We start from the raw sequence: 26,557 nt of genomic DNA on the forward strand, positions 1-26,557 counted from the left end.
TTCCGGACCGTGATGCGAGACACAGAGAGACGGCCAGGCCCACGCAACGGGGGCGTGGAGCAGCTCAGTCAACTGCTCCACGCCCCGCTCCACAGCAGCCGCGGGCCCCTCAGCCCCCGGCGCCGAACCCGGGCCCCTCAGCCCTGGTAGTAGGTGTGGAAGCCTCTGCCGGTCTTGCGGCCGAGCAGGCCCGCTTCCACCATCCGCTGGAGCAGCGGGGGCGGGGCGTAGAGGGGTTCCTTGAACTCCTCGTACAGCGACTTCGCGATGGCCGCGACGGTGTCGAGGCCAATCAGGTCTGCGAGTTTGAGCGGTCCCATGGGGTGGGCGCAGCCGAGCTCCATGCCCGCGTCCACGTCGGCTGCGGTGGCGAAGCCGGATTCGGCCATGCGGATCGCGGAGAGAAGGTACGGAATGAGCAGGGCGTTGACGACGAAGCCGGCCCGGTCCTGGGAGCGGATCGCGGTCTTGCCCAGCGCGGTGCTCGCGAACTCCTCGACGGCCGCGACGGTCTCCGGCGCGGTGTGGAGGGAGGCAACGACTTCGACGAGCGGCAGGACGGGCACCGGGTTGAAGAAGTGAAGTCCGACGACGCGGTCCGCGCGGTGCGTGGCCATGCCCAGGCGCATGATCGGGATGGACGAGGTGTTGGTGGCCAGAATCGCGTCCGGGTCCTCCACGATCTTGTCCAGGACGGCGAATATCTCGGCCTTGGCGGCGGCGTTCTCGACGACGGCCTCGACGACGAGCTGCCGGTCGGCCAGGTCGTCGAGACTGCCAGTGAAAACGAGGCGGGCCAAGGCGTCCTCGGCGGAGACACGGTCCAGCTTGCCGCGCTGGACAGCTCGTTCGAGGGAGGTCGCCACACGTTCCCGGGCTCCGCGGGCCGCCGTGGCATCTGCCTCGCAGACCACAGTGTCAATCCCGGCTCTGGCGCACACCTCTGCGATGCCGGCCCCCATCTGGCCGCCGCCGACCACACCGACCCGCTGGATACGCAACGCGCTCATGACTGCACCGCCGGACGGTGGACGAGGTAGCGGGCGTAGGCGTCGGGGGTGAAGAACGCAGGCAAGTCGCGTGCCATCGCCGTGCGTTCGAACAGGGCTCGGACTTCGTCCAATCGTGCCCATGGGTACTCCGCTCCCAGGGCGGCGATCTCGTCGTCCAGCAATTCGACCACCGCGTCGCGCTCGACGGCGCGGTGGCGTATCCACTGCCAGATCTGGCAGCGGGCGATCTCGGCGGTGGCCGCGTCCTCCATCAGCCCGTCCAGGGCGACGGCGCCACTGCCGCGCAGCCAGGCCGCGAAGTAGCGGACGGCGACAGCGATGTTGGCGCGAATGCCCTCGATGGTGGGCGGACCTGCGGTGCGGCGTACGGCGACGAGGTCCTCGGCGGTGACGTGGACGTCGTCGCGGGTGCGCTCGATCTGGTGGGGCCGCTCCCCCAGTACGCCGTCGAAGACGCCCCGGCAGACGGGCACGAGACCGGGGTGGGCGACCCACGAACCGTCGAAGCCGTCCTCGGCCTCGCGTTCCTTGTCGAGCCGGACCGCGGCCAGCACAGTTTCGTTGGCCTGCGCATCGCGGCTGGGGACCTGGGCGGCCATGCCGCCGATGGCGTGCGCGCCGCGCTTGTGGCAGGTGCGTACCAGCAACTCGGTGTAGGCCCGCATGAACGGCGCGGTCATGGTGACCTTCGCCCGGTCCGGGAGGACGAAGTCGGGACGGTGCGCGAAGTTCTTGATCAGGCTGAAGAGATAGTCCCAACGGCCCGCGTTGAGCCCGGCGCTGTGTTCGCGGAGCTCATGGAGGATCTCCTCCATCTCGTACGCGGCGCTGATCGTCTCGATGAGGACGGTCGCGCGGACGGTGCCGCGGGGGATGCCGAGCAGCTCCTGCGCGAGGACGAAGACGTCGTTCCACAGGCGGGCTTCGTAGTGGTTCTCCAGCTTGGGCAGGTAGAAGTACGGGCCGTGGCCGGCGTCGATCTGCCGCTGGGCGCAGTGGAAGAAGTACAGGCCGAAGTCGACGAGCGAGGCGGAAACGGGGCGGCCGTCGACGACGAGGTGTTTCTCGGTGAGGTGCCAGCCCCGTGGACGGACCATGATGGTCGCCGGATCATCGCCGAGCCGGTACTGCTTGCCGTCAGGCGTCGTGAAGTCGATGCGGCGTTCGATGGCGTCGAGCAGGCTGAGCTGGCCGCCGACGATGTTGTCCCAGGTGGGCGAGGTGGCGTCCTCGAAGTCCGCCATCCACACGTTCGCGCCGGAGTTGAGGGCGTTGACGGTCATGCGCCGCTCGGGCGGGCCGGTGATCTCTACCCGGCGATCGGTCAGGCCCGGCGCCGGCTGGGCGACCCGCCAGTCGGGGTTGGTGCGGACGGCCGGGGTGGCGCGCGAGAAGTCGAGCGGGACGCCGGAGGCGAGCCGCTCGGCGCGGCGGCGGCGCTCGGCGAGGAGGTCGAAGCGACGGCCGGCGAAGGCAGCGTCGAGGCGGCCGATGAACTCCAGGGCCGCAGGGGTGAGGATCTCGTCGTGGCGGTCACCCGGTGCGCCGAGGACCTGGACTGTGCTGGTCAGAGCAGTGGTTGACATGCAGGTCTCCTCAGCGGAGGGGTGAGGACCGACGGAGACGGTTGCTCTCACCCGGGCACGGGCTGACTGGACGGGGAGGGGCGAGCCGGGGCCGAAGGTCCGGCTCGGCCCTCCCGGTGCTGCTTAGTGGAACTGCTCTTCCTCGGTGGAGCCGCTCAGCGCGGTGGTCGAGGAGGCGGGGTTGACGGCGGTGGAGACCAGGTCGAAGTAGCCGGTGCCGACCTCTCGCTGGTGCTTGACGGCGGTGAAGCCGTCGGCCTGGGCGGCGAACTCGCGCTCCTGCAGGTCGACGTACGCCGTCATGCCGTGCTCGGCGTAGCCCTTGGCCAGGTCGAACATGCCGTGGTTGAGGGAGTGGAAGCGGTAGCCCATCGCGCCCAGCTCGCGCTGGAACTTGGCGATCTGGTCGTCGTCCAGTGCGGCCTTCCAGTTGAAGGACGGCGAGCAGTTGTACGCCAGCATCTGGTCCGGGTACTGGGTGTGGATGGCCTCGGCGAACTCGCGGGCCTGTGCCAGGTCGGGGGTGCCCGTCTCGACCCAGATCAGATCGGCGTACGGAGCGTAGGCGAGACCACGCGCGATCACCGGATCCATGCCGTTCTGCACCCGGTAGAAGCCCTCCGGGGTGCGCTCTCCCGTCACGAACCGGGCGTCGCGCTCATCGACGTCGCTGGTCAGCAGGTTCGCGGCCAGCGCGTCCGTGCGGGCGACGATCAGGGTCGGCACATCGGCGATGTCGGCGGCGAGGCGGGCGGCGTTGAGAGTGCGGATGTGCTGGGCGGTGGGGACGAGGACCTTGCCGCCCAGGTGGCCGCACTTCTTCTCTGAGGCGAGCTGGTCCTCGTAGTGGATGCCGGCCGCGCCTGCGGCAATCATCGCCTTGGTGAGCTCGAAGGCGTTGAGCGGGCCGCCGAAGCCTGCCTCGGCGTCGGCGACGATCGGTGCGAGCCAGTCGGTGCCCTCCTCTGTCGAACCAGCCGTGCCGCCCTCGGCGGTGGCGATCTGGTCTGCGCGCAGCAGCGCGTTATTGATCCTGCGCACCACCTGCGGAACGGAGTTCACGGGGTACAGGCTCTGGTCGGGGTAGGTGTGCCCGGCCTGGTTGGCGTCAGCGGCGACCTGCCAGCCGGAGAGGTAGATGGCCTGGAGCCCGGCCTTCACCTGCTGCACGGCCTGGCCGCCGGTCAGCGCGCCCAGCGCGTGGATGTAGTCCTGCTCGTGCAGCTGCCGCCACAGCCGCTCGGCACCGCGCCGGGCGAGGGTGTGCTCCTCACGGACGCTGCCCGACAGCCGCACAACCTCCTCCGCGGTGTAGGTGCGCTCGACGCCCTTCCACCGCGGATCCGTCGCCCACCGCTGTGCCAGCTCTTCGGCCGTCGCCGTCGTTGTCCCTGCCTGCGCCATGACCGTCTCCTGGGGTCGCGTGAAATCACACGGTTCTTGTGAAGTGTGCGTAAGGCATGTCACTGGGTGACATGCCATTGGTACGGCCCGCCGCCCCCTCCCAGCGTGTGAAGCGGTAAGCAATGCGCCTGGGGCGCCGGGACAGAAGCCGATATGCACGACGTCAGGGCTTGAAAATCGTGCTCGGACTTTCCGGCTCGGCTGCCGGGCTCGGCGGGCCGCACCACGACTCTGACAGCGGCACTCAGTGCCATCAACCGTGGATCATTGCCAACTTCTGCGAATCTTCCGAACCCTGTTTGCCAACCTTGCCAAGACCGGCCACTCCATCCCCGTGCATAAGCTGGAGCGCGTCGCCCGTACCAGGCACGTCCAGTGACAGCCGGCGTGTGGGCACGCAGACCAAAGGGGAAGCGGTGAGCAAGACATACGCGGGAGCGCGGCTGCGGCGGTTGCGCGAGGAGCGGCGGCTCAGCCAGGCAGAGCTGGCGCGCATGCTGGCGATCTCGCCCAGCTACCTCAACCAGATGGAGCACGACTCCCGGCCCCTCACCGTGCCGGTGCTGCTGAGGCTGACCGAGGCGTTCGGCGTCGACCCTGGGTTCTTCTCGGAGCGTGACACCAGCCGACTCGTGGCCGACCTGCGCGAAGTGCTCGCGAACGAGGTCACCGCCGCCCGGGTGTCAGCGTCCGACCTCGCGGAACTGGCATCCCGTATGCCGGCCGTTGCCTCAGTCCTGCTCGACCTCGGCCGGCGCAACTACGCCCTGGCGGAGCGGCTGGCCGAAGCGGCGGAAGGCCGCGACAACGATGACCCCACCCTGCCGCGCTCCCCACACGAGGAGATTCGCGAGTTCTTCTACCGGCGGCAGAACTACCTCCATGACACCGACCTAGCTGCGGAAGAACTGGCCCGTCACGTCGGCGTCCGGCCCGGTGAGGTGGTGCGGGCGCTCTCCGCCCGTCTCATCGAACGACACGGAGTGCGCTTGGCCACGGACTCCGACCAGCTGCATCACTTCGACCCCGCCGCCCGAGTCCTGCATCTGTCCAACCGGCTGCGCCCCGGCCAGCAAGCGTTCCGCATGGCTACCCAGCTCGCCCTGCTCGAGTACGGCGACCAACTGTCCGCACTCGCGTCGGAGGACTACGCCGAGGGCTCCACCACCTGGTCGCTTGCCAGGATCGGTGTGGCGAACTACTTCGCCGCCGCGCTCGTCCTGCCGTACAGCGCCTTCCACACCGCCGCGGAGGAGGTCCGCTACGACATCGAACGGCTCACAGACATCTTCGGCCTCGGCTACGAGACCGTCTGCCATCGCCTCAGTACCCTCCAGCGGCCACGCCTGCGCGGTGTGCCGTTCTCCTTCGTCCGGGTAGACCGCGCCGGCAACATGTCCAAGCGCCAGTCCGCCACTGGCTTCCACTTCTCCCGAGCCGGCGGCACGTGTCCACTGTGGAACGTGTACGAGTCGTTCGCCGCGCCCGGCCGGATCCACGTCCAGATCGCCGCCATGCCGGACGGACAGCGCTACCTCTGGACCGCCCGCGCCGTCACCCGCCACCGCGGCGGCTGGGGCGAGCCCGGCAAGACGTTCGCCATCGGCCTCGGCTGCGAGGTCCGCCACGCCTCCCGGCTCGTCTACTCCGACGGACTCAACCTCGACAACACCTCCGCAGCCACCCCGATCGGCATGGGCTGCCGGATCTGCGAACGCCTCGACTGCCCACAACGCGCAGTGCCACCTCTCGGCCGGACGCTCACCATCGACGAGAACAGCAGTACCTTCGTGCCGTACCCCGTCGCAGACGGGCCGGACCAATAGCGATTCGATACACGATTGAGGTCGGGCCCTCGGATCGATTCGATGGGCCAGCACGATCCTGCGAGACTGCCTGTATGACTGGCATGATCGTGGTCTGCGACTACGACCCCCGTTGGGATAAGCAATTCCAGGATCTTCGGTGGCGACTTGCACTTTGCGTCGCGGATCTGGCTGTATCCATCGAGCATGTCGGAAGTACAGCCGTGGCCGGATGTGCCGCGAAGCCGATCATAGACGTCGACATTGTGGTGGCCGAGGAGGCTTCCGTGCCCGAGCTGATCTCCCGGCTGGCCGGGCAGGGCTACCGGCACGAAGGCGATCTGGGGATTCCTGGCCGGGAGGCTTTCCAAGCCCCTCCTGCGGCTCCCGAACATCACCTGTATGGCGTGGTCGCAGGCTCTAAGCCCCATCTTGATCACATCTTGCTCCGTGACTACCTGCGTCAGCGGCCCGATGAAGTCCGGCGCTACAGCGCGTTGAAGAGGGCCTTGGCACAGCGATTCGCTGCCAACAGCGAGGGCAGGCAGAACTACTCGACGGCGAAGAACGCTCTGGTGGAGGAACTGGTGGTCAAGTCCCACGCCGCTCGGTACCACTGACGAACCGTGACATGACAACGGCCGCACGGGTTGGTGATGTCGCGACGCGGAAGTGCGTCGGCAGCCAGGTCGACGCGGATGGCTGCCTCGAGTCCGAGGCCCGCCTTGTGCACGGCGTACATGGTGAAGGAGTAGGCGAACAGGAAAGCCAGGGCGATCGCCAGCACCATGGTGGGGACGTTGCCCCAGAGCAGGGCGGTGCCGATGGCCATGCCCGGGATCTCGCCGATCGCACACCCCGTCAGGCAGTGAGCCGTCGCCCGCGCCGCAGTACCCCAGGAAGCGCCACCAGCCCCCATGAGGGCACCCCCTTCGCCGACCTCGTCGAAACCGGCTCGGTCGCCGAGGCCCGCGCGGCGGACAAGGTCCGTAAGGAGGGCAAGGACTGCGTGATGCAGGACGGCGACGTGGTGGAGTTCCGCTTCGGTGTATGAATTCCACCACGTCGGTGACCTGGGACTGCCGGATCGAGTGCGGTGAGTACGGCATCTATCGATGCGCCTGAGTTGCTTGATGGCGGCCTGGCATCGGTGAAGAGCAGCCAGCTGCGCCGGGGAGCGGCCGTCCTTTGGGCACGATGGGCCAATCCCCGTTAGCCAGCGGCTCCCGAAGGGGCACGGGCCACTCGGTAGACAGCGCCCAGCCGCCCGGCTGGGCGCTGTCGTTCGTCACAGGGCCGGAGCTACGCGGCAAACAGTCCGATGACCGTCACGGCGATCGTCGCAACCGAGAGGAAGGCAGCGCCTCCTCCACCCCAGCAGGCGAGGGGGCTTGCCCCGAGTTGCGCAGCAAATAGTCCTGCGATGATGCCGACGAGCGCGGAGAACAGAGTGGCCAAAACTACCCAAATGGCCATGTCATGCGAGCCGCTCAACGGGATTTCCTTCCGATTCAGGAAGGGCGGCCAGGAGAGCGGGAGGGCAGGCTCAACCGAGCCGCCCTTTTTGGGGATGGCTGCGCATCGCCCTTGTTCACAAGTGCGGGCGATGGGTTGAGCGCTGCTGGCCGACTCAGCAAAACTCGGCGATCTCCGTCGGGTTCCCTTGCCTCAGGAGCGCGCTGTCGTCAGCGGCCTGCAGGGTCGGTTGCTGAGGTAGATCGGCTTACCTTTCAGGCCCTGCGAGGTCGCATGTCGGCACGACTGACCAGGGCTCTGGCGCTGAAGCTCTCAACCTCCAAGCGCATTAGGGAGCTTATCACCGGGTGTGAGCAGCCCGTGACGGCTTCTGATCCATGCACCCAGGGCCTGCGGGTGCTGTAGCGCCGGTGGGAGCGGAGATGGGCGACGTTGTCGAAGGACAGGGCGCAGTCATGAGAGGGCGTACCCGTCCGTCGGGTTCGGCCGCGCATCTGCCGAGCGAGGAAGGCGACGCTCTCGGTCACGCTCGGGGCTATGTCCGCCCCGAGCGAGCATGTGGCCGGCGTCTTCGACAGGCCCCAGGGTGGCCAGTCCGCCGGCGATGCGTAATGCCCGGGTGAGTGTTTCGCTCTGGCTATAGGGCACGGCCGAGTCTGCCTGCCGTGGACCAAAAGGAAGGGCGGGGGCGCTGCAGATCCCCGGTCGGCCCCTGAAGCTTGGGTGGACTGGCCCTCTTCGTCTACAAGGTTGTGACTGCGGCCAGGTGCGCGAGTTCGTTTTGCTTCTTCTTCACGGTAGCTGCCCTTGCGGGGGCGGTCGTCGGCATCCGCAAGTCCTGGCAGCTGGTGCGGCTGGCCAGCATTGAGCCGACGGGTTGTGCGGGCAACAAGGTGGAGGCCATCACAGTAGTTGATCCAGAACCCCAAGTACTGATCGATAAAGTCACTCGTTGGGTCGACGTGGGGCTTTCTGGTGAGAACGGGAAACGCGGCAGAAAAATTGCCATCAGCGCACACCCGTCCGGTTGGCTCATTCGTCTCACAGTCAGCGGCCTTCTCAGCGGCCGCATCCAGGGCATTTGGAGCACTCATCTTGATAAGCCGCATACAGCGTACTCGTCGAGCGTCCGCGATTGTCATCACTACCGCCAAGAACCTCGGCCTCACCAACACGCACTTCGATTCGTTCGACGGCATCGGCAGAGGCGCGAACTACTCGACACCGCGCGACCTGACGAAGCTTGCGAGCAGCGCGATGAAGTACTCGACGTTCCGCACGGTCGTCAAGACCAAGGCGACCAAGCAGAAAGTCACCACGAAGACCGGCGGTTACCGCTATATGCCGTGGACGAACACCAATACCTTGCTCGGCAGCTACCCGGGTGCCATCGGCGTCAAGACCGGTTCGGGCCCGGAGGCCAAGTACTGCCTGGTATTCGCGGCCACCCGTAACGGCAAGACGGTCATCGGTACGGCGCTGACCTCGTCTTCGGTGGCCAATCGTACGGCGGACGCGAAGAAGATGATGGATTACGCCTTCAAGAAGTAGGCGACAGAGGGGGCGTCGGAAGGGCCTGCTCGCGATCATTCCCATGTGTACGGGAGGCGGGAGCAGACCCTTCTCGCTTGCTCGAAGAGCCCCACTCGAAGCCGCCAAAGCATGCTGTTCCTGCACCACGGTTCGTTGGACGAGCGGATGGATCCACCAGTCGCGACGGCCCTGTCTACCCGGCCCCTACACCGTGAACAACTGGGCATAGGTCATCAGGTGACCGCCGCGGACGGTGTCGGAGACTTCGGGTTAGCGGCCGAGCCCCAGGCCGCCGGGGAAGGCCGTTACGTGCGACGGATTTCCGTTCCCGCGCGCCGGCCCCGTCTCCCCAGATCGGGGGCCAACTTCCCTGCGAACACACGGCTGTCGGCTGGTGGTGGGAGGACAGCCACGCTCCGTTCTTCGGGCCGGGTTCCGTGTCCTTGCCCTGGAGCATGGTCCGGCTGGCCCCAACGCAACGGTGAGGCAGACGCTGTTGGTAGACGTCGCTCCACTCCGGTTAATCCACCCGACGCCGCCCACTGGCCCCTGCTGATCACCCCGGGGCAGTGGGGCGACGCTCCGCAGTTCATTCCGGTCATGGAACGGGTCGGCGGTATGAGCACCGCATGACGACGACAACCACACCGAGCGTGGCCAGCGCAGTCTCATCGCCGAGCACGACCTGGGGGCCCGCCGCTTGACGGCTGACTTCCGACGGACATGCCCCCTGCTGATAACAACAGTGAGGTCTTCCAGTGATGAGCAACACACGGTAACTTATTGTGACATCTCGCGGGCTGGTGGTGGCTCACGAGTGAGAGCCAGGCCTGATTCCGAGTCAGGTTAATGACGGTCAGTCACCAGCCTTGCGCCAATGAAAGGCGCCGACAGGTCTAGACCCTTCCCGTGGAGCCCTTTTGCGTTTAGATTCTTGCCTGATCGCGAGACGACCAAGGCAGCGTTCGCACCGGGGGATCTATCAGTGCGAGGGCTCCTCTTGCGATCTCGACCACGTCACATGCACTACAAGGGGGGCACCCATGCCCGTCACTACTCATCTGAGGTACGTCCTACGCTCCGTAGTGGCCGCAACTACGCTTGCCGCGATCGGCCTGACGGCTCCTCAGGTCTCTGCTGCCGAAGGCCCCTCGGCATCCGGTGTGGCGATATCGCCCACCGCGTCCAAGGCCACGCGCACTATTGCCGCCGCCCAGACCGAGGCGGTACGGGCGACGTCGAACCTCTGTGGCTCTACTTATGTGCTGCAGTCCGCTGAACGCCTGCCGGATGCACGGCGTTTCGGCACCCTGTTCACCTACACCCGGGGAAACGCTGGGTACACAGGAGCCTGTGCGGTCTTCGACAACAACACTGGCACGGCGAAGTACATGAAGCTCAAGCTGTGCACCAACAGGACCGAGCCTAGGTGTGACACCGATGAGGGCACCTTTAGCCAGTACGCGGGTCCTGTCACCATCACGGGCACACACAGCGAGATCTTCTGCTCCAAGTCGACCGCGATCATGAAGAGCACCAAGACCTCCACGGCAGCGCTGATCGACCGGGTCGACTACGCCACGCCATGCAACTGAGAGCAGATGCGCCTCGGCGCGTTTCACCGTCGAGCCCGCTTGGCAGGCGGGTCAGGACACTGGCGCTGAGCGCTGCGGGGCTCACGGCTTGCCTATTCATTGTCTCCTGCAGCGGGACCAATGGGGACGGTAAGCATGCAGTCGACAGTGCTGCGGCGGCCTCGAAATCGTCTCGCCCCGATTCAGCGTCGCTTCCAGCCCCGAGCGAGCCAGCGTCGGCCAAACCCTCAGTTGTTGCGGCGCCTCCGTCCCTCTCAGCGACCGTAGACCCGAACCAAGAGGCGGCGGACGAGGCTCCTGCGGAGCGAGTCGCGGGCGCGCCCAGCGGGGACCCGATCGCGTCGTCCACGCCCAGCGGTGTGGCCTCGGGCAGCGAGTCCTTTGGTCGTCCCGTCGCCACCGATGGGGATGTCGTGGTCTATACGCCCACCCGAACCAGGTCCGGGCTGATCATCCCAGTGAAGATCACGAACAAGGGTGACCGGCGGGCTATTTATCGAGTGGACTTTCGCGTCACTGGTCCAGGTGGGTTCCAGGCGACGGCTCACATCGAGACTGCGGTAGTCGGCCTCTACCCGGGCACATCGTGGCCGACTGAACTCACCGCTGAGGACCCTGGCAAGCCGGTGCCGGAGCATCCGATCGTGACGATCGAGAAGAACGCTAAGCAGGAACTCCGTAGCTGACCCAGTGGGAGGGGGCCCGCCCGCCAACGCGCTGCGGGCCCCTGGTATTTGACTCTCCTGCCGGCGTCTCGGAGACCAACCGCCGACTGCCCGCAGGACGGGCCTTGGGCGCGACTATGCCCAGGGGTGTCGGCACGCCGCCGACAGCTCCCAGAGATCGTGGGCCACCACCGTAGGACGCCGTCAGCGTAAGCCAAGCAGGCCCACTTCTGACGTGCGACGCCTCGGTAGCTAGCCTCGGGCTTTCACGTGGCTCGGTGTCCGATGCATGATCGGAAACGCGAAGAGTGCTCCTGACCTGCAACGATGGGACTTGTCTAGGGTCCAGGTCGTCGCATGAAAGAAGCACTCCTCAGGTGAAGAAGCGTATCGGGTCCTATCCGCGTGTCCGCATCGAGGGCGGTGGCCGGGCAGCGGTCTCCCAGGCCGGAGGGGTGCTGCTGGTCGAGACCGTCCGCAAGAGCGGACTGGACACCGCGATATCGGCGGCGCTCGCGCCGTGGCGGCGGCCACGGGCGGTGCACGATCCGGGGAAGATCCTGCTCGATGTAGCTCTCTCGGTCGCGCTCGGCGGGGACTGCCTCGCGGATGTCGCGGTGCTGCGGGCCGAGCCGGCCGTGTTCGGGCCGGTTGCCTCCGACCCGACCGTCTCCCGGCTCATCGACAAGCTTGCCGCGGGCGGTCCGAAGACTCTGACCGCGATCCGGTCGGCGCGGGCCGAAGTGCGCGAGCGGGTCTGGAAGTTGGGCGGCGCCTCGTCGCCGGACGCCACCGGTCAGGTGATCGTGGACGTGGACGGGGTGCTGGTCCTGGCTCACTCCGACAAGCAGGACGCGGCCGCGACCTGGAAGAAGACCTACGGACATCATCCGCTGATGGGCTTCGTCGACCACGGACGCGGCGGCACCGGAGAGCCGGTGGCCGCGCTGTTGCGGCCCGGGAACGCGGGCAGCAACACCGCCGCCGATCACATCACCGCCACCCAGCTCGCCTTGGCCCAGCTCCCGAAGCGATATCGGCGAGGCCGCTCCACTTTGATCCGCACCGACTCCGGCGGCGGGACGCATGAGTTCGTGGCCTGGCTCGCGAAACGCGGGAGGTGGCTGTCGTACTCGGTCGGGATGACCATCACGGAGCAGATTCACCAGGCCGTCCAGCGCGTGCCCGCCTCCGCCTGGACGCCCGCCGTCGAACCAGGCGGCGAGATCCGCGACGGCGCCTGGACCGCCGAGCTCGACGGTGACGTCCTGAAAGGCTGGCCAAGAGGGATGCGGCTGATCGTTCGCAAGGAACGTCCGCACCCGGGCGCCCAGTTGCGGTTCACCGATGCCGATGGACTGCGGCTGACCTGCTTCGCCACCAACACCACCGACGTCCCGATCGCCGCACTGGAACTGCGGCACCGCCAACGCGCACGAGCCGAGGACCGCATCCGCAATGCGCGCGCCACCGGCCTGCGGAACCTGCCCCTGCACGACACCACGCAGAACCAGATCTGGCTGGAGATCGTCCAGCTCGCGCTCGACCTGCTGGCCTGGCTGCCAATGCTCGCCCTGACCGGCAAACCCCGCCTCTGGGAACCACGCCGCCTGCGGCTACGACTGTTCTCCGCCGCCGCCCAGCTCGTCACCACCGCCCGCCGCCGGCATCTGAGATTCACCCGCCACTGGCCCTGGACCGACGTGATCACAGGCGCGATCGAGCGACTCGAGGCCCTTCCAAACCCCGGCTGACCAGCAACAACCACCCGCCCCAACGAGCAGCACCACCCACCCCGGAACCGTGGAAACCGGCGCACACCCGACGCGACAGCCGGGCCATCGGCCTACCCGTCACCGATCCGACATGCGGAAACGGGCCGCCGGAGAATCCGACGACCCGTCACGAAAGATCGAGGCTAGACCGTCGCCGTAAGTGCAGCACCAACGCACCGGTGCTGCACTCCAGCTCCATAACACCGGGTACTGGCTCGGCCATGCCCCGCGCTCATGCGCCACTAACGCTAGAGGATTTGCTGTGAACCGCACCATCATGCGCCTGTCCACGTTTACCGCGACGGCTGCCGCCCTGAGCGCAGTCATGCTGACGTCGCACTCCGCGAGCGCAGCTGAGACCTGCTCGACGGCCAACGGCAACGTACGAGCCATCGACCTGCCCGGGCTCAAGCCGGATACCCAGATCGGTGCCGAAGTCTGTGCCGACCCCTCTTCCGACGGAAAGATAAAGGCCAACACCACGCTCAACTGGGGCATCCTGGATGACCAAGTACAGGACACCGGTAAGCGATTCACGTCGTTCAAGGTGACCACTCGTTTGGAAAACCGTCCGACGTCTTCCGGCACCGACAGCGTGGTGACCAGCACCACGTGCGACTTCACAGACAAGCTCAACCAGAACTACGCCAACGCAACCGGGCTGACATGTTCCTCGCCGGCCGCCGTCTTCAACCCGGATCTGTGGTGGTCGGGCGACGCGACCGTCGTCTACGACATCGAAGCAGACGGCAAGGGCGCCATCACCTGGCAGCTCACCGGATCTCCGCTCGTCAGCTGAACGACAGAAGCAGAACAAGGCCACCGCGCCCAGTAGCCAAAGCGCCACCGGGTTCGCGCCGGCGTGCATTACCGGCATCACCTTGGCCGCCAGCGCGCTCGGTACCGCGACCACCAGCAATTGACCGGGGCGGCAGCCGCCCTGCCCAGGAGGGCTGCCACCAAGAGCAGCCACCTGCGCGGGCGAAGCTGCCGCCCCGGTTCGTGGCGTTCTGCATACGACGCCCCGGTGCTGATCAACCGTCCCTGCCGATGGGGAGCGCGGTGCTGTGAACAACGAAAAGAGAGAAGATCCAAGATGGCAGACGAGCGCGTTCTCGAGGCTCAGAAGTGGGTCAACTCCACTTACAGCAACGTCCTTGGCTACAAGAAGTGCCCCGAAGACGGCAAAACGGGATGGGGCACAATGTACTCCCTGACTCACGCCCTTCAGTACGAACTCGGCATTACCAACCTGTCCAACAGCTTCGGCCCCACGACACTCAATTCACTCACACAGCGGGGCGGGGTTAAGGAAGGAGAAAAGAACGAAAACATCGTCAAGGTTATCCAGAGCGCTTGCTACTGCAAGGGATTCGATCCCGGCGGCATCAATGGCACGTACGGAATGACTACCCGAAGCGCCATCTCAGCCATGATGACGAAGATGGGCATCGGCTCAGAATTCGACATGACGAAGGGGTACCTGGATCCGAAGGTGTTCAAGGCCATGCTCACCATGGATGCTTATACCGTCGTGTCTGGCGGTACGGAAGAAGTGCGAACGATCCAGCAGTGGTTCAACAGCCGGTACTGGAAGAAATCCCCGTTCTTCATCATCCCTTGCGACGGTCACTACACCCGCGATGTACAGCAAGCCGTGATGAAGGCCCTACAGCTGGAAATGGGCCTCGAGGAATCCTCCGTCACCGGTAACTTCGGGCCAGGCACCCAAGCAGGGCTGAAGAACCGTACTCTCAGCGAAGGCTCGACAGGAATCTTCGTTCAGCTTTTTTCCGCCGCGTGCGTATTCAACGGCAAAGTAAACAATCTCATCACATCATTCAAGTCCACCTACGACGCCAAGCTGGCTCAGTACGTCTCAGCGTTCCAATCGTTCTCCAAGCTCGCCAGCACCGACGGGCGAGCAGACTACGACACGTGGTGTCAACTGTTGGTATCCATGGGGAACCCAGACCGCAAGGCCACCGCCTGCGATACCCGCTTCACCATTTCGCTGTCACGTGCCAAGGCACTCAAAGCGTCAGGGTACGAGGTCGTCGGACGCTACCTTGATGAGGAAGTGCTCGACCCGAAGCACGACCTCAATAAGGAACTGATGCCAGGCGAACTCGATGCGATCTTTGACGGGGGAATGAAGGTGTTCCCTATCTCCCAGTACATCGGCCGCTACCTCTCGAATTTTACCTTCGATCAGGGCTTCAACCACGCGGTAAAGGCTCATGACCGCGCTGAGGGTTACAAGTTCAATCGCGGAACAGCCATTTACTTCGCTGTGGACTACGATGCAACTACCGAACAGATAACGTCCAACATTGTCCCCTACTTCACAGGCATCCAGGCGGGACTGAACCACAAGGGAAAGAAATACATAGCGGGTGTTTATGGATCCCGCAATGTATGCTCTCGCGTCAGCGCAGACGCTCACGCTCGGCATTCGTTTGTATCCGGCATGTCGTGGGGCTTCTCCGGAAACCTGGGGTTCCCCATGCCAGAGAACTGGTCGTTCACTCAGATCAAGGAATACGAATTCGATACCAACGGCGACAAATTTGACCTCGACCGCGATGTGATGCGAGGCACCGACCCGGGCGTGGGACGCGACGGCGTCGGCGCAACCGGTTCACCCGTCGATGCCTTCCTGAAGTACATCGACGGCGTATATCAAACGGCAGTCAAGTACAACAGCGGTAATGCCTCGCACAAGGTTCTCGAGTGGCTCCGCTACCCCGCCTATTACTCCTATGGGCAGGGTTGGGAAACACTGATCGGCGAGATCGACATGAAGTGGATCAACTACTGCGCAGCAAACGGGCCCACGCGCGTCAAGTATTATACTGATCCTTCCTATGGTGTCACCGTCAACGCAGACCATCTGGCTGCCTGCGCCGACGCTTACTACCTGCGAGGCGTTCCGAGTGGGACGGCAGCCAACCGCGGTGACTTCGCCGGCTGGGGGGGCGACCTCACTACCTTCTATGCCGACTGGCGCAATCACGCCGACTCCTACGCGTCCGGATACCTCTTCGCGAAGGACCGGCTGGCAAAAATAAACGTGGCCTCCTCGTTCGGTTTCGGTGACCTTATCGAGGACGCCGACGGATATCTCCTCGGAAAAGCAGTGAAGAACGGCACAAAGATCACCGACTGGTTCCGCTCCCACCTCGGAGGATCCGGTCACCTGTCCCGGTTCACAAAATTCTTCAGCGAACGCTACAACGGTCAGATCAACACGGTCGTAGGCGCGGCCCGGACCATGCTCGTCGATGTCGGTGCCGACGATGAACTCGACGCCATCCGCACCTTGCTGATCCGTAAGAATGCAGGCGTTGACACGATGATGCCCGGCTACTTGCCCGACGACAAGCTCAACCCGTTCCTGTCCGGCTACGCGGATATCCTTAAGAGCGTCGTTGATCAAGAGTCAAAGCGTAGGAGCGCTTTCTTCGCCAAGAACAGCTGAATGTCGAACGAGGGAGTAACACCGTGGCATACAGCAACTATGGGGTACCCAACGTGAAATGGCCCCGCAGCAGCCCCCGCGCCTGGTCTTACGCCGCGGTCGCAGCGGCGCTAGGCGCGAGCGGCCTGTACGTATGGGGGTTTATTTCCCTGTTCGGAACGCTCGATATAGAAGAGTTCTGCACGCTGACGAAACATCAGAAGTTTGACCCGGAATACGCGTACATACCGGAGCAGTGGTTTCCGCTGTCGCAGAAGTGCAACGCCACCTACGACCTCGTTCCCCCGTACGTCAACTCGGGTGTCCTCGCGTTGGCCGGGATCGCCTTGGCATGCGTCGTCACAGCAATGGCCATCGCTGTCAAGCGCAAGCACGGCGCCAACGGCACCCACACGGATGACAAGGAAGCAACCACATGAAGCCCTCCGTACGGAACCTGCCGCGGCGCTGGTTCATCACATCCGCCGGTGCCGCGAGTGGCGTAGTTCTCTTTGGTACGGGATCCGCCGCCCCTGCTGCAGCCATGCCCGCAGATGAAGTCGCCACCTGGAACGGCAAGAAGTCAGCCAACGGCTGGCCTGTGATCGACAAGGGCATCAGATACCCGATCGAAGGCAGCCGCGCCTCAGTCACCCTTGCCGGTGGCGAGGTGGCCGTTGTTCTCCTGCACGTCGCCCGTCGTTTTCACTACGAAGTGGACGCATTGCGGGTGGGCGATATAAGTGGTCACTCCACCAATCCAGTGGTAAAGAACGACTACGAGTCCAACTATCTGTCGGGCACTGCCATAGCCATCCGGCCAGGCGCCTATCCCGCTGGCCTCACAGGTGGGTTGTTCCCGCACGAGCTGATCGTGATCCGAGACATCCTCGCCGAACTCGACGGCGTTGTTTCCTGGGGTGGTGACGAGCCGGCCGTTCCAAAGGAATCTCATTTCCAGATCGCGCTCAAGCCGGGACACCCGAAGCTGAAGCGGGTCGCAGCCAAGATCCGCGGCTGGAGCGAGGAGCCCGGCAAGGGGGCTGGTGCAACCGATGCCTTCGCCTCGACACGCCGCAAGGCGGCACGCGCGTTCGAGCAGCGGACCTCCAACTAGAGATCTTCAATGGCTGGGGTTACGGCGGTTGGAGGTCGAGGCCGGTCTTGGCGATGAGGCCGTCTATGAGGCCGGGGCGGTACTGCATCCGTTTGAGCCGGGTCTTCACCAGCACGGTGAGCTGGTCGATGGTCTGTTTGGTGAGGTTGGACAGCGACTGAGGTGACCCCCGGAGTGTAGACACAGGGGTTCATGCTGCGAGTGAGAGTTTAGCTGTCTTGTGGTGCTGCTGTTCGAAGTCCATCGGAGAGAGGTAGCCCAGCGCGCTGTGGCGTCGGCGGGCGTTGTAGTAGGTGAGCCACTGGAAGATCTCCAGCCTGGCCTGTCGCATCGTCACGAACAGCTTCCCTTGCATTGCTTCTCGCTTCAGTCCCTGCCAGAAACTCTCGGCCAGGGCGTTGTCATAGCTCGAGCCGACCCTGCCCATGCTCCTGCGGATGCCGTACCGGTCACAGACCTGCGCGAACGCGGCCGACGTATATTGCGATCCACGGTCCGCGTGGAAGATCACCCCGGTGACGTCACCGCCGCGGGCCGCGACCGCGGCCTGGAGCGCGTCGATGACGAGCCCAGCTCGCGTGTGCGGGGCCATCGAGTAGCCGAGCACCCGGCGTGAGCGGATGTCGATGGCGCAGGCGAGGTAGAGCCAGGTGGTTCCGACCCGCACGTATGTGATGTCACCGCACCACTTCTCGTCCAGAGCCCCGGCGCTGAAGTCCCGCTGGACCAGGTCCGCCACCGGCGGCGCGAGCCGGTCCGGGATCGTGGTGCGCTTCTTCTTGCGTAGGTGACGGCCGACGATGCCGTGCTTGCGCATCAGCCTCGCGACTCGCTTGCGGTTGACCGTGTGGCCGAAGCAGCGCAGTTCGGCATGGACTCGACGCGCGCCATAGTTCCCGCGGTGTTCGGCGTGGATTTCACGGATCTCCTCGACCAGGGCGTCCTCGGCGGCCTGCCGCTCCGCCCGCGCCTTGGTGCCGGCGATCCACCGGTAGTAGCCCGAGCGGGAGATCTCCAGCATCCGGCATATCCGCTTGATGCCGAACATCTCGGCGTGGGCGGAGACGAAGTCCCAAGCGGCGGTCTTCACTTCATCTCCCGGGCGAAATACGCCGCTGCCCGGCGCAGGATCTCCCGCTCGAGCTGCCATTCCTTCTCCGCCTTGGCCAGCCGCGCGTTCTCCGCCCGCAGCCGGGCCAATTCGGCCTCGGTGTCCTGCGACGCTCCGGCGGCGACTGGACGACCGTCGGCGTCACGCACCCAGGTCCGTAGCGTCTCGGGGTTGACATTCAGATCGGCCGCTACGTCCTTGAACGTCCGCCTGCCGGCCGAGGGCCGCCACAACGCGATCGCGTCGGACCGGAACTCCGCACTGTACTTCGAGGGCCGTGCCACGTGGATCTACACCTTCCTGGACCAAGGTCCATTGTCAGGTGTGTCCACACCACAGGGATCACCTCATTCGCAGCATGAACCCCTGTGTCCACACTCCGGGGGTCACCTCACGCGCGGGTGTCACCATGGACAGTCACTCCCCTGGTCCGGCCGGACGCGGCGTCGCCTCACGCGCTCACACACTCACCCACCGTGCGGACGCCCCAGGCCCGCCACTAGCCGACGCGCGCTTGAGGATGACATGCGGTCGCGTGTGTCACTCCGGATCGTTCCGGATGCCTTGCCCGACGCTCCCCCCACTACCTTGTCGACGGCGCCCGCAAGACCGACCCGTCCAGAGCCCGGGGAGCAGCGATGCCGACGACCGTCACCACCGACCGCCCCACCGCCACCGTGCTCAGGCATCAGGAGTGCCAGGTGCTCTCGGCGGTCGGCTGCGGCCTGCGGGACGACGAGATCGCCGCCGCCCTCGCCATCCCCGAGGGCGCCGTGGCCGAGCACCTCGCGCGAATCCTGGTGAAGCTCGGTCTGCGCGACAGGGCCGCCGCCATCGTTCACGCCTTCGACTGCGGTCTGGTCGTCGCCGGACGTGGCCCCCGCACGCGGTCGGTGAGATCGGTTCCACGGACCATCGCCGTGCGAGCGGCGGGACCGAAGGTACGGATCTCCCTGCTCGGGCCGCTGCAGGCATGGCGGGACGGGCGGCCCCTGAACCTGGGGCATCTGCGCCAGCAAGCCGTCCTGGCGGCCCTGGCGCTGGGCGCGGGGCGGTCCCTCAGTCAGCAGGAACTACTCGATGGCGTATGGGGAATGGAGCCGCCGGTCGCGAACGTGGTGCCGGTGTACATCTACCGATTACGCAAGGTCCTGCGCGTCGGGGACGGTCCGGACTCGGTCATCGAACGCGGGCTCCGTGGTTACCAGCTGGTCTCCGGCGCGGTCGACGTGGACGTCGCACGCATGGAGGAGCTGGTCACCGGCATCGGGAAGGCCGATCGAGCGGGCGAACCGCTCGAGGCAGTCCGCCTCTGTGCCCAGGCGCTGGAGCTGTTTCGCGGGGAGCCCCTGGCCGGTTTGCCGGGGACGCTTGCCGAACTGGAACGGCTGCGGCTCACCGACCGCAAGATTGCCATCGTACAGCGGAAGTTGGAGTGGCAGCTGCGCCTTGGCCAGGATGCGGAGGCGATCGCCGAGTTGTTCGCCCTGTCGGCGGCACACCCCCTCAATGAGCCGTTGGCCGCGATGCTGATGCGGGCGCTGTACCGGAACGGACGCCAGGCCGACGCCTTGACGGTGTTCGAGCGCGCCCGCCGCCGTCTCGCTGACGACCTCGGGGTTCCTCCGAGCCGGATGCTGCGGCGGGCGCACCAAATGATTCTGTGCGGTGACGAAGCCGGCCTCGGCCTCACCCCCTTGGCCGGGTCCACCACCGGCCCGTGATCACCAGGCGGCGGGATGCCAAGCGCCGTTGTACCACTGCTCGTTGGCGCTGTCGTTGTGGTGATCCATGTTGAAGTCGTGGGGGTAGTTCCTGATGTGGTTGCCCGGGTACGTCCAGATGCCGGCGGACTCGTCGCAGACGTAGTCCCAGTGGCAGATCGTCTTGACCGGTACGTTGCCGAAGAACCTGTCGGCGCCGGCGAGCGGAGCGCCGACGATACCGCCGAACGGCACGGATCCCCCGTTGGCGCCGGGGCCGCCCTGGCGCTTGGGGTCTGCGATGAGAATGGCGTTGACGTTGTCGAAGGTCTGCCAGTTCTCGGTGACCCAGATGTGCACCACCGCGGCGCCCAAGGAGTAGCCGCCCATCTTGACGTGCTGGCCCGGGCACGCGGCACGTTGGTCGCGCACCAGCCGGTTCAGCTCGTTGACGCCCGCCCGGGCGCTCGCGCCGTTGGGAATCTGAGTGGGGTACCCGACGTGCTGCTGGATGTTGCCGGTGAAGCCGTCGTTGTTCCATGAGCTTCCCGTGCCGCCGACGACGATCGTGTAGGTGCCCTCGCACGGAGCCGCTGCCGCTTGCGCTGTGGACGCCTGTGTCACCGAAAGCCCTGCCGTCAGCAGAAGTCCGGCCAACGCGGCCGTCATCCTCTTTGCTCGCATTCGATCCTCCCCATGTGGTCTGCCTGTGCGTCACGACATTGGCAGTGGCCGATGACATCCCGATGAAACGCGTCCCGATGCAACGCGAGGGGAGGCCGATTCCATCGGTATTTCATCGGTGCTTTCTACTGTCGGCCGCCAACGACCGGAGTTCACGACGGAAAGGCACACCATGGCAAGAAGCGGCTTATACCGCGTACTCACCAGACTGGCCTTGATAGCCGGTATCTGGGCGTTGGTCATCGAGATGACCGCCTCGGTCGCCGTCGCCCAACCCGGACCTGTTCCAGGGCCGGGCGACGACCGTTCCGGCGTCTCCCGGTATTTCAGTGGCCCACAAGGCATGGCCATTGCGACCGCACCGTGTGATCCGGCCGGTCCCTCAGCCACCGACGGCATCATGGCCGACCAGCTCAACCCGCAGCTCAACGCGAAGATGGCCGGCTATCTGAACGCGTACAAGATGTCGTGCGCGCGGATGGTCACGCAGGCGGTGAAGGACCGCGGGCTCAACCCGAGAGCCGCGGCGATCGCCATCGCCACGATCATCGTGGAAACCAGCATGAACAACTACTCCCAGGCCGTCGATCACACCAGCATCGGGCTGTTCCAGCAGCAGGACTGGTGGGGCACCCGGGAGCAGCGTCTGAACCCGGCCTACGCCACCAACGCCTTCCTCGACGCGATGGAACAGCTGTATCCGGGCGGCTCGTGGAACGACGCGCCGATCGGCGAGGTGTGCTGGCGGGTGCAGCAACCGAGAGAGGACCTGCGCTACCTGTACGGGATCGAGGCGGGCGACGCCACCCTGATCGCCAACGCGTTGTGGTCCGGTACGGGCGGCGGCCCCAAGCACCCGTACGGCTCCGGTCGGGTCGTGTCCGGGCGGTCCGTGGACGGACGCCTTGAGGCTTTCGCCGCCGGTTCCGACGGCGTGTATCACGCGTGGCAGACCGCGGTGAACGGCGCTTGGTCGCCGTGGCGGTTGGCGGGTGGTCCGCGCAACGCCCAGCTGGCGGTGGCGTCCAACGCGGACGGCCGGCTGGAAGTGTTCGCGCTGTCGGACAGTACGTTCGATCACATGTGGCAGACCGGGCCCAGTGCCGGGTGGTCCGGCTGGGAGAACTTCGGCACCGGGGGGCACCGGCTGGTGGCGGGCAACAACGCCGACGGCCGGATCGAGGTGTTCGCCTCCAACGCCGACGGTGTGTTCCACCGCTGGCAGACCGCGCCCAGCGGCGGTTGGGCCGGCTGGGAAGGCACCCACGGCGGCCCGGCCAACGCGCGACTCGCCATGGAGAACGCGCCCGATGGGCGACTCGAGGTCTTCGCGCTGTCCGACTCGACGTTCGAGCATCTGAACCAGACCGGCGTCAACGGCGGGTGGTCCGCCTGGGAGAACTTCGGCACCGGAGGACGCGCCGTCACCGCCAGCTACAACCAGGACGGCAGGCTCGAGGTGTTCGCATCCAACGCCGAGGGTGTGTTCCATCGCTGGCAGACCGGCCCGACCTCATGGTCGGCGTGGGCCGGCACCGGCGGGATCCCCAATGCCGAGCTGGCCACGTCGCGGACGGTCGACGGGCGGGTCGAAGTGTTCGCGATCAACGCCACCACCGCGAGCCATGCCTGGCAGACCGGCCCGAACGCGGCGTTCTCGCAGTGGGAGAACTTCGGGGGCGGTGGCACGTCGGTCGGTGCGAGCAACAACGCCGACGGTCGCATCGAGGTGTTCGGCACCAGCCACGCCGGCGTCTATCACCGGTGGCAGACCGGCTTCGCCACCTGGTCGGAATGGGCCTGGCTGAACGATGCCGGCCCTGCGATCACCTAGCCGTCGCGGCTGGGGACCCGATCCGGGAAGGAGAGCTCCGGAACGCGCGCCCGCCGTCGTCCCGCAGACCGCACCAGCGGCGGGCGGGACGACGGCGGGCGCTTGCCGTCAGGCGGCGAATTCCCTCTCCAGCCTGGGGATCAGGTCCCGTAGATCCTGTTCCCAGCAGCCGGCGTTGTGGCCGCCGTTGCACTGGGTGCCCCAGGCGGCCCCGTCGCCGTAGTTGACGTAGTAGTAGGACATACCCAGAGCGTCCATGGCGGCCTTGACGTTCTTGGCCGCGCCCGCGACCCAGAACTCCATCTCGAGGGGCGAGCCGCCTCCGTCGCCCACGTAGACGGAAACCCCGACTCCGGCCTTGGCCAGTCGGTCCATGTGCTGCGACGGGTCGACCTCGTTCCACCGCCAGTCGGCGTTGAACACCGGGTAGGGCGAGCCGAACGCGGCGTCGCTGTCCACACCGGGCTTGTAGGGAGAGTCGTTGGGGTCGCAGACTCCGGATGCCGATGCGCACATCGCGCCCGACGCGTCGATGAGCGTGGCGACGACGGCCAGCCGGAGGTCCATGGACCTGGCCGACAGATCGATGTCTCCTGACAGGGACGCGGTGTGGCTGAACAGGTCGGGACGGGCCTGGGCGTAGTGGAAGGCGCCGAACCCACCCATGGAGACGCCGGCGATGGCCCTGGCCTTCTTGGTGGCGATGGTCCGCAGGTTCGCGTCGATGAACGGAACCACCTGCTTGAGGTGGAAGTTCTGCCAGTTCTGGGCACCGGCCGCGGTCTTCTGGTTGAGCCAGTTGGCGTACCAGCCCCGAGCGCCACCGTCCGGTATGACGGTGATCATCTGGTCCGACATCGACAGCGCCGGATACGTCTGCTGGACCGGATCGTCGGGCGAACCGTGCAGGAAGTACAGCACCGGGTAGCGCCGGTCCGGGGCGTCGTAGTAGCCGCTCGGCAGAACTATCTTGATGTGCTGCTCGCCCGCGACCTCGGGTGTGGTCACGGTGAGGTAGAAGTTGGTGGCATTTCCTGTCGCCGCGCCGACCTGGGTCAGGCCGAAACCGTTCGACATCGGCGGCGGCGCGGTGATTCCGTCAGCGGCCTGTACCGAACCCGTCGGCGCGACCACGGCCACGGCGGCGAGCATCCACGCCACCGCCAGTCGCCGCCAATGCGCTCTCCTTGTCACTGCGTTCCCCTTTGTGAGGTTGTCGGCATTCTCAGTTCAGAACCTTGGTCTGCAATTCCGGTGAAGCCGCGATCTGATCCTCCGTGAACCGCTCGGTCACCCACTTGCCGGCCGAGAAAAGCTTGGTCTGGTCGGCGTAGTGCGGCGAATTCGGGTTGGCCGACTGGGAGTAGGCCATGACGGAGGACGCCTGCGGCGGACCGTCGGCGGTGAACCGCACCTGCTGGATGAAGCTGGACCCGTAGACGATGTCCAGTTTTCCGTCGACCTGGCCGGGAGTGATCACGTTCAGCACACCGAGTTGGCTGATCGAGCCGTGGATCGGGATCTGCTCACCACCGCGGGTGACCTTCTGGATGTCCGACAGCGGGGCGTTCAGTGGAATGTTCGCCTTGCGCAGTGCGAGCACGGCACGCCCGAACGCCTCACGGACGGCGGAGCTACCGGAGTCCAGCGAATTGGGCGTGTGCACCGGGTCCTTGGGGTCGAAAGGCACCCGCCACGGCAGCTTCTCGATTCCCTGTCCATTGAGCAGGAGGGACCAGTAGTTCGCGAAGAGCCAGGACCCCCGGCTGTCCGCCGTGTAGTCGTGGTTCTTCCAGGCCGCCAGGATCGGACATGCCTCGCTCACGTTGACCAGGTTGCCGTCCACCAGAATGAGCCCGAAGGGGGCGTTCTGGCACATCGTCACCGTGGCGTTGAGGGCCAGGTCGGCCGCCCTGCTGTTGTCGGCGAACAGCAACTGCCTCATGGTCTCCGGTGTGAAGCCCTTGCCAGGCAGGCCGTCGGTGCCGTTGATCCGGTTCTGCGCGGTCAGGATGAGTTCCTGGGTACGCAGCGATCGGGGCGCCGAGGTGTCGCCCATCACCCGGGGGAAGGTCAGCGGTTGCTCGGGGTTGGCCAGCCAGGCGCTGTCGTTGGCGTTGCCCACGAAGTCGGAACGGATCAGGCGTGGTTGCTTGTGCGGGTCCAGCAGTCCCGGCGCGGCCGCGTTCGGGTCTTCGGGCCAGTCGCACGCGCTGCGTTTGCCGTCGAGGATGGAGATCGGCGGCACGTTCGGCAGCCGTAGTGACTGGTTGAACAGCAGCTGACCGGTCTGGGTGAGGCACGATCGCGCGTGCTCGTCGGTGATGTTCGGGGTGGCCTGGATGTCCGCGTACAGCGCGTTGCCCTTGCGGTCGGAGGCGACGGTGTTGAAGAAGGGGACGCCCTGCGTGGTCTCCAGGGTGTTCACCACGTCATGGACGTCCTTGGCCTGGTTGAGCCGGAACCAGCTGTTCAGCGCCCGCAGGTTGTCCATGTTCACGTCGCGTACCGCGTGCGCGCTGACCACCCAGGGCAGCGCGACGCCCTGCATCGAGGTGGTGATCGGGCCGTAGCGGGTGGACCACAACGTCCTGGTGACCTTGGAGACGGAGCCGTCCGGCTTCAGCACGTCGACCCCGACCCGCTGCGAGGTCATCTGCTCCCAGACGCCGTCCACCAGGTACTTGGTGGGGTTCAGCGGATCCACCTGTACGTCGAACAGCCCGAACGGGGCCACCGTGGCGATCGTATGGCTCCAGGCCACGTTCTCGTTGTAGCCGATGTTCACCGCGGGGAATCCCAGCAGGCTGGCCCCGGAGACGTTGGTCTTGCCCGGGATCGTCAGCTGGCTCTGCCACATCCGGTTCTTGCCTTGCCACGGGAAGTGCGGGTTGGCCAGCAGCATGCTGGTGCCGCCGGACACGCCCTGCGAGCCGACGGCCAACGCGTTGCTGCCCATGCTCTGTTGGCGGCTGGCCGCCATCGCGTCGCGGATCTTCGCGGCGGTCTTCGCGGGTGAGGACGCCGGCTGCGCGGCGGGCGAGGCCCCCGGGGGTGCGGCGTTCATCTGGCCGTCCAGCAGCGCGTCGGCGCTGCCCATGATGATCTCGGCATGCGCGTGCCGGTAGACGTCCAGTTCCGTGATCGGCCGCACCCAGGCGGCACCGCGGCAGGCCGGGTCGGTGATGTTGTTCACGCCGGTCTCGGTCAGGTACCTGTTGTATCCCTGGACATAGCCGCGAATGGCTTCTCTGACCTCCGGCTCCGGCCCGTCGGGAGCGGGCTTGTCGAGGAGCCGCTCCACCACCTGATTGTCCTTGATCCGCTGGAAGTACAGATCGCTGTTGAGGTTGGTGGTGGTGTTCTGGTTCTGGCCGGGACTCGTCTTGCCCTCGGGCCCCAGGTGGCGGGACCTCTGGGCGTTGACCATCAGATAGGTGTCGGCCAGGGTGCAGATGTTGTCCTTGGCCGCCGCGTATCCGTAGCCCGTTCCCAGCCCCTCCCAGTTCGACGCGATGATGTGCGGGATTCCGTACTCGGTGTAGCGGATCGTCGGCTTGTCCGGCCCCGGTCCGTCGGCGGCCGCCCTCGTGGCCGTCGACCCGGTGGCCGCCAGCGAGCTCATGACCGCCACAGCGGCCATGACCGCCATCGGCAGCCTCGCTCTGTATCTCCTCCGTGCCATCGCCGTCCTTCCCCCTGTCGTACGGGCCGTCGTCTGAACGCGGCCACGCTAAGGAGGACCGATGAAATCTCGATGACCAGCAACAACAGGCGCCTAGAAGACTCATGAAGA

General features: G+C 65.9%; 19 protein-coding genes and 3 pseudogenes. 13 read left to right on the top strand and 9 right to left on the bottom strand.

The annotated features are described in order from the left end of the window. Positions 1 to 137: 137 nt before the first annotated feature. The 3 genes from J7E89_RS09435 to aceA all read right to left on the bottom strand — a co-directional run bounded on the left by J7E89_RS09435 (position 138) and on the right by aceA (position 4,003). Positions 138 to 1,010, bottom strand: coding sequence for a 3-hydroxybutyryl-CoA dehydrogenase (locus J7E89_RS09435; RefSeq protein ID WP_214971011.1), 873 nt, complete (start codon positions 1,008 to 1,010; stop codon positions 138 to 140). After that, positions 1,007 to 2,599 (bottom strand): malate synthase A, encoded by a 1,593-nt coding sequence (gene aceB, locus J7E89_RS09440; protein ID WP_214971013.1) that lies wholly within the window; start codon positions 2,597 to 2,599, stop codon positions 1,007 to 1,009. Before aceB ends, J7E89_RS09435 begins: the two co-directional genes overlap by 4 nt. Before the next feature lie 123 nt (positions 2,600 to 2,722). Then, positions 2,723 to 4,003 (bottom strand): isocitrate lyase, encoded by a 1,281-nt coding sequence (gene aceA, locus J7E89_RS09445; protein ID WP_214971015.1) that lies wholly within the window; start codon positions 4,001 to 4,003, stop codon positions 2,723 to 2,725. 416 nt (positions 4,004 to 4,419) lie between these two features. On the opposite strand from aceA, the gene J7E89_RS09450 reads away from it, so the two are divergent. Both J7E89_RS09450 and J7E89_RS09455 read left to right on the top strand, forming a co-directional pair. Then, complete coding sequence (locus J7E89_RS09450) at positions 4,420 to 5,829, top strand: short-chain fatty acyl-CoA regulator family protein (RefSeq protein WP_214971019.1); 1,410 nt, start codon at positions 4,420 to 4,422, stop codon at positions 5,827 to 5,829. 74 nt (positions 5,830 to 5,903) lie between these two features. After that, entirely contained in the window at positions 5,904 to 6,428 is a 525-nt protein-coding gene (locus J7E89_RS09455; RefSeq protein ID WP_214971021.1) for a GrpB family protein, read from the top strand. A 50-nt stretch (positions 6,429 to 6,478) separates the two neighbouring features. Here the strand turns inward: J7E89_RS09455 and J7E89_RS09460 are convergent. Beyond that, a pseudogene (locus J7E89_RS09460) lies at positions 6,479 to 6,727 on the bottom strand (DUF4396 domain-containing protein); the annotation flags it as partial. A 12-nt stretch (positions 6,728 to 6,739) separates the two neighbouring features. Here J7E89_RS09460 and J7E89_RS09465 point away from each other — a divergent pair. From J7E89_RS09465 to J7E89_RS09505, 9 genes and pseudogenes are all read left to right on the top strand, one after another. Beyond that, positions 6,740 to 6,862 (top strand): annotated as a pseudogene (locus tag J7E89_RS09465) (DUF933 domain-containing protein); the annotation flags it as partial. Between the two features lie 1,565 nt (positions 6,863 to 8,427). After that, positions 8,428 to 8,835 (top strand): annotated as a pseudogene (locus J7E89_RS09470) (D-alanyl-D-alanine carboxypeptidase family protein); the annotation flags it as partial. A 1,067-nt stretch (positions 8,836 to 9,902) separates the two neighbouring features. Beyond that, the gene (locus J7E89_RS09475; protein ID WP_308315408.1) at positions 9,903 to 10,412 is read left to right on the top strand and encodes a hypothetical protein; all 510 of its coding nucleotides are present in this window, start codon (positions 9,903 to 9,905) and stop codon (positions 10,410 to 10,412) included. 359 nt (positions 10,413 to 10,771) lie between these two features. Further along, positions 10,772 to 11,098 carry a hypothetical protein gene (locus tag J7E89_RS09480; protein ID WP_214971025.1) on the top strand — a complete coding sequence of 109 codons (327 nt, stop codon included), beginning with the start codon at positions 10,772 to 10,774 and terminating at the stop codon, positions 11,096 to 11,098. A gap of 356 nt (positions 11,099 to 11,454) precedes the next feature. Beyond that, complete coding sequence (locus J7E89_RS09485; RefSeq protein WP_214971028.1) at positions 11,455 to 12,831, top strand: IS1380 family transposase; 1,377 nt, start codon at positions 11,455 to 11,457, stop codon at positions 12,829 to 12,831. Between the two features lie 283 nt (positions 12,832 to 13,114). After that, a complete protein-coding gene (locus tag J7E89_RS09490) occupies positions 13,115 to 13,651 on the top strand; it encodes a hypothetical protein (protein WP_308315409.1) in 537 nt (178 codons plus the stop codon). Between the two features lie 297 nt (positions 13,652 to 13,948). After that, entirely contained in the window at positions 13,949 to 16,333 is a 2,385-nt protein-coding gene (locus tag J7E89_RS09495) for a glycoside hydrolase domain-containing protein (RefSeq protein ID WP_214971030.1), read from the top strand. A gap of 23 nt (positions 16,334 to 16,356) precedes the next feature. Further along, positions 16,357 to 16,752, top strand: coding sequence for a hypothetical protein (locus tag J7E89_RS09500; RefSeq protein ID WP_214971033.1), 396 nt, complete (start codon positions 16,357 to 16,359; stop codon positions 16,750 to 16,752). Beyond that, a complete protein-coding gene (locus tag J7E89_RS09505; RefSeq protein ID WP_214971035.1) occupies positions 16,749 to 17,429 on the top strand; it encodes a hypothetical protein in 681 nt (226 codons plus the stop codon). The genes J7E89_RS09500 and J7E89_RS09505 overlap by 4 nt, the downstream gene beginning before the upstream one ends. Before the next feature lie 19 nt (positions 17,430 to 17,448). On the opposite strand, the gene J7E89_RS09510 is transcribed toward J7E89_RS09505, so the two are convergent. Next, positions 17,449 to 17,613 carry a hypothetical protein gene (locus J7E89_RS09510; protein ID WP_214971049.1) on the bottom strand — a complete coding sequence of 55 codons (165 nt, stop codon included), beginning with the start codon at positions 17,611 to 17,613 and terminating at the stop codon, positions 17,449 to 17,451. A gap of 6 nt (positions 17,614 to 17,619) precedes the next feature. Beyond that, positions 17,620 to 18,824, bottom strand: a protein-coding gene (locus J7E89_RS09515; protein ID WP_214971051.1) for an IS3 family transposase whose coding sequence is annotated in 2 segments (ribosomal slippage) — positions 17,620 to 18,584 and positions 18,584 to 18,824 — 1,206 coding nt in all. Because the reading frame shifts where the segments join, the coding sequence is not laid out codon by codon here. Positions 18,825 to 19,178: 354 nt separating this feature from the next. Here J7E89_RS09515 and J7E89_RS09520 point away from each other — a divergent pair. Next, complete coding sequence (locus tag J7E89_RS09520) at positions 19,179 to 20,264, top strand: BTAD domain-containing putative transcriptional regulator (RefSeq protein ID WP_214971053.1); 1,086 nt, start codon at positions 19,179 to 19,181, stop codon at positions 20,262 to 20,264. Here J7E89_RS09520 and J7E89_RS09525 read toward each other — a convergent pair whose 3' ends face one another. Further along, positions 20,265 to 20,927 carry a cutinase family protein gene (locus tag J7E89_RS09525; protein WP_214971056.1) on the bottom strand — a complete coding sequence of 221 codons (663 nt, stop codon included), beginning with the start codon at positions 20,925 to 20,927 and terminating at the stop codon, positions 20,265 to 20,267. Between the two features lie 172 nt (positions 20,928 to 21,099). Between J7E89_RS09525 and J7E89_RS09530 the strand changes: the two genes are divergently transcribed. Then, positions 21,100 to 22,761, top strand: a complete 1,662-nt coding sequence (locus tag J7E89_RS09530; protein ID WP_214971059.1) for a peptidase M23 — start codon at positions 21,100 to 21,102, stop codon at positions 22,759 to 22,761. A 108-nt stretch (positions 22,762 to 22,869) separates the two neighbouring features. Here the strand turns inward: J7E89_RS09530 and J7E89_RS09535 are convergent, their stop codons facing one another. Then, positions 22,870 to 23,913 (bottom strand): alpha/beta hydrolase family protein, encoded by a 1,044-nt coding sequence (locus J7E89_RS09535; protein WP_214971082.1) that lies wholly within the window; start codon positions 23,911 to 23,913, stop codon positions 22,870 to 22,872. 73 nt (positions 23,914 to 23,986) lie between these two features. Then, positions 23,987 to 26,413: a penicillin acylase family protein gene (locus J7E89_RS09540; protein WP_251060329.1), complete on the bottom strand. Its 2,427-nt coding sequence runs from the start codon at positions 26,411 to 26,413 to the stop codon at positions 23,987 to 23,989. Positions 26,414 to 26,557 lie beyond the last annotated feature (144 nt).

Source organism: Streptomyces sp. ISL-100 (genome assembly GCF_018614615.1).
GTDB lineage: Bacteria > Actinomycetota > Actinomycetes > Streptomycetales > Streptomycetaceae > Streptomyces.

Bases quoted from the DNA above. Each gene is read 5' to 3' on its own strand.
- J7E89_RS09435 (WP_214971011.1), bottom strand. From the start codon at position 1,010: ATGAGCGCGTTGCGTATCCAGCGGGTCGGTGTGGTCGGCGGCGGCCAG.
- aceB (WP_214971013.1), bottom strand. From the start codon at position 2,599: ATGTCAACCACTGCTCTGACCAGCACAGTCCAGGTCCTCGGCGCACCG.
- aceA (WP_214971015.1), bottom strand. From the start codon at position 4,003: ATGGCGCAGGCAGGGACAACGACGGCGACGGCCGAAGAGCTGGCACAG.
- J7E89_RS09455 (WP_214971021.1), top strand. From the start codon at position 5,904: ATGACTGGCATGATCGTGGTCTGCGACTACGACCCCCGTTGGGATAAG.
- J7E89_RS09495 (WP_214971030.1), top strand. From the start codon at position 13,949: ATGGCAGACGAGCGCGTTCTCGAGGCTCAGAAGTGGGTCAACTCCACT.
- J7E89_RS09505 (WP_214971035.1), top strand. From the start codon at position 16,749: ATGAAGCCCTCCGTACGGAACCTGCCGCGGCGCTGGTTCATCACATCC.
- J7E89_RS09520 (WP_214971053.1), top strand. From the start codon at position 19,179: ATGCCGACGACCGTCACCACCGACCGCCCCACCGCCACCGTGCTCAGG.
- J7E89_RS09525 (WP_214971056.1), bottom strand. From the start codon at position 20,927: ATGCGAGCAAAGAGGATGACGGCCGCGTTGGCCGGACTTCTGCTGACG.
- J7E89_RS09530 (WP_214971059.1), top strand. From the start codon at position 21,100: ATGGCAAGAAGCGGCTTATACCGCGTACTCACCAGACTGGCCTTGATA.
- J7E89_RS09535 (WP_214971082.1), bottom strand. From the start codon at position 23,913: ATGCTCGCCGCCGTGGCCGTGGTCGCGCCGACGGGTTCGGTACAGGCC.
- J7E89_RS09540 (WP_251060329.1), bottom strand. From the start codon at position 26,413: ATGGCGGTCATGGCCGCTGTGGCGGTCATGAGCTCGCTGGCGGCCACC.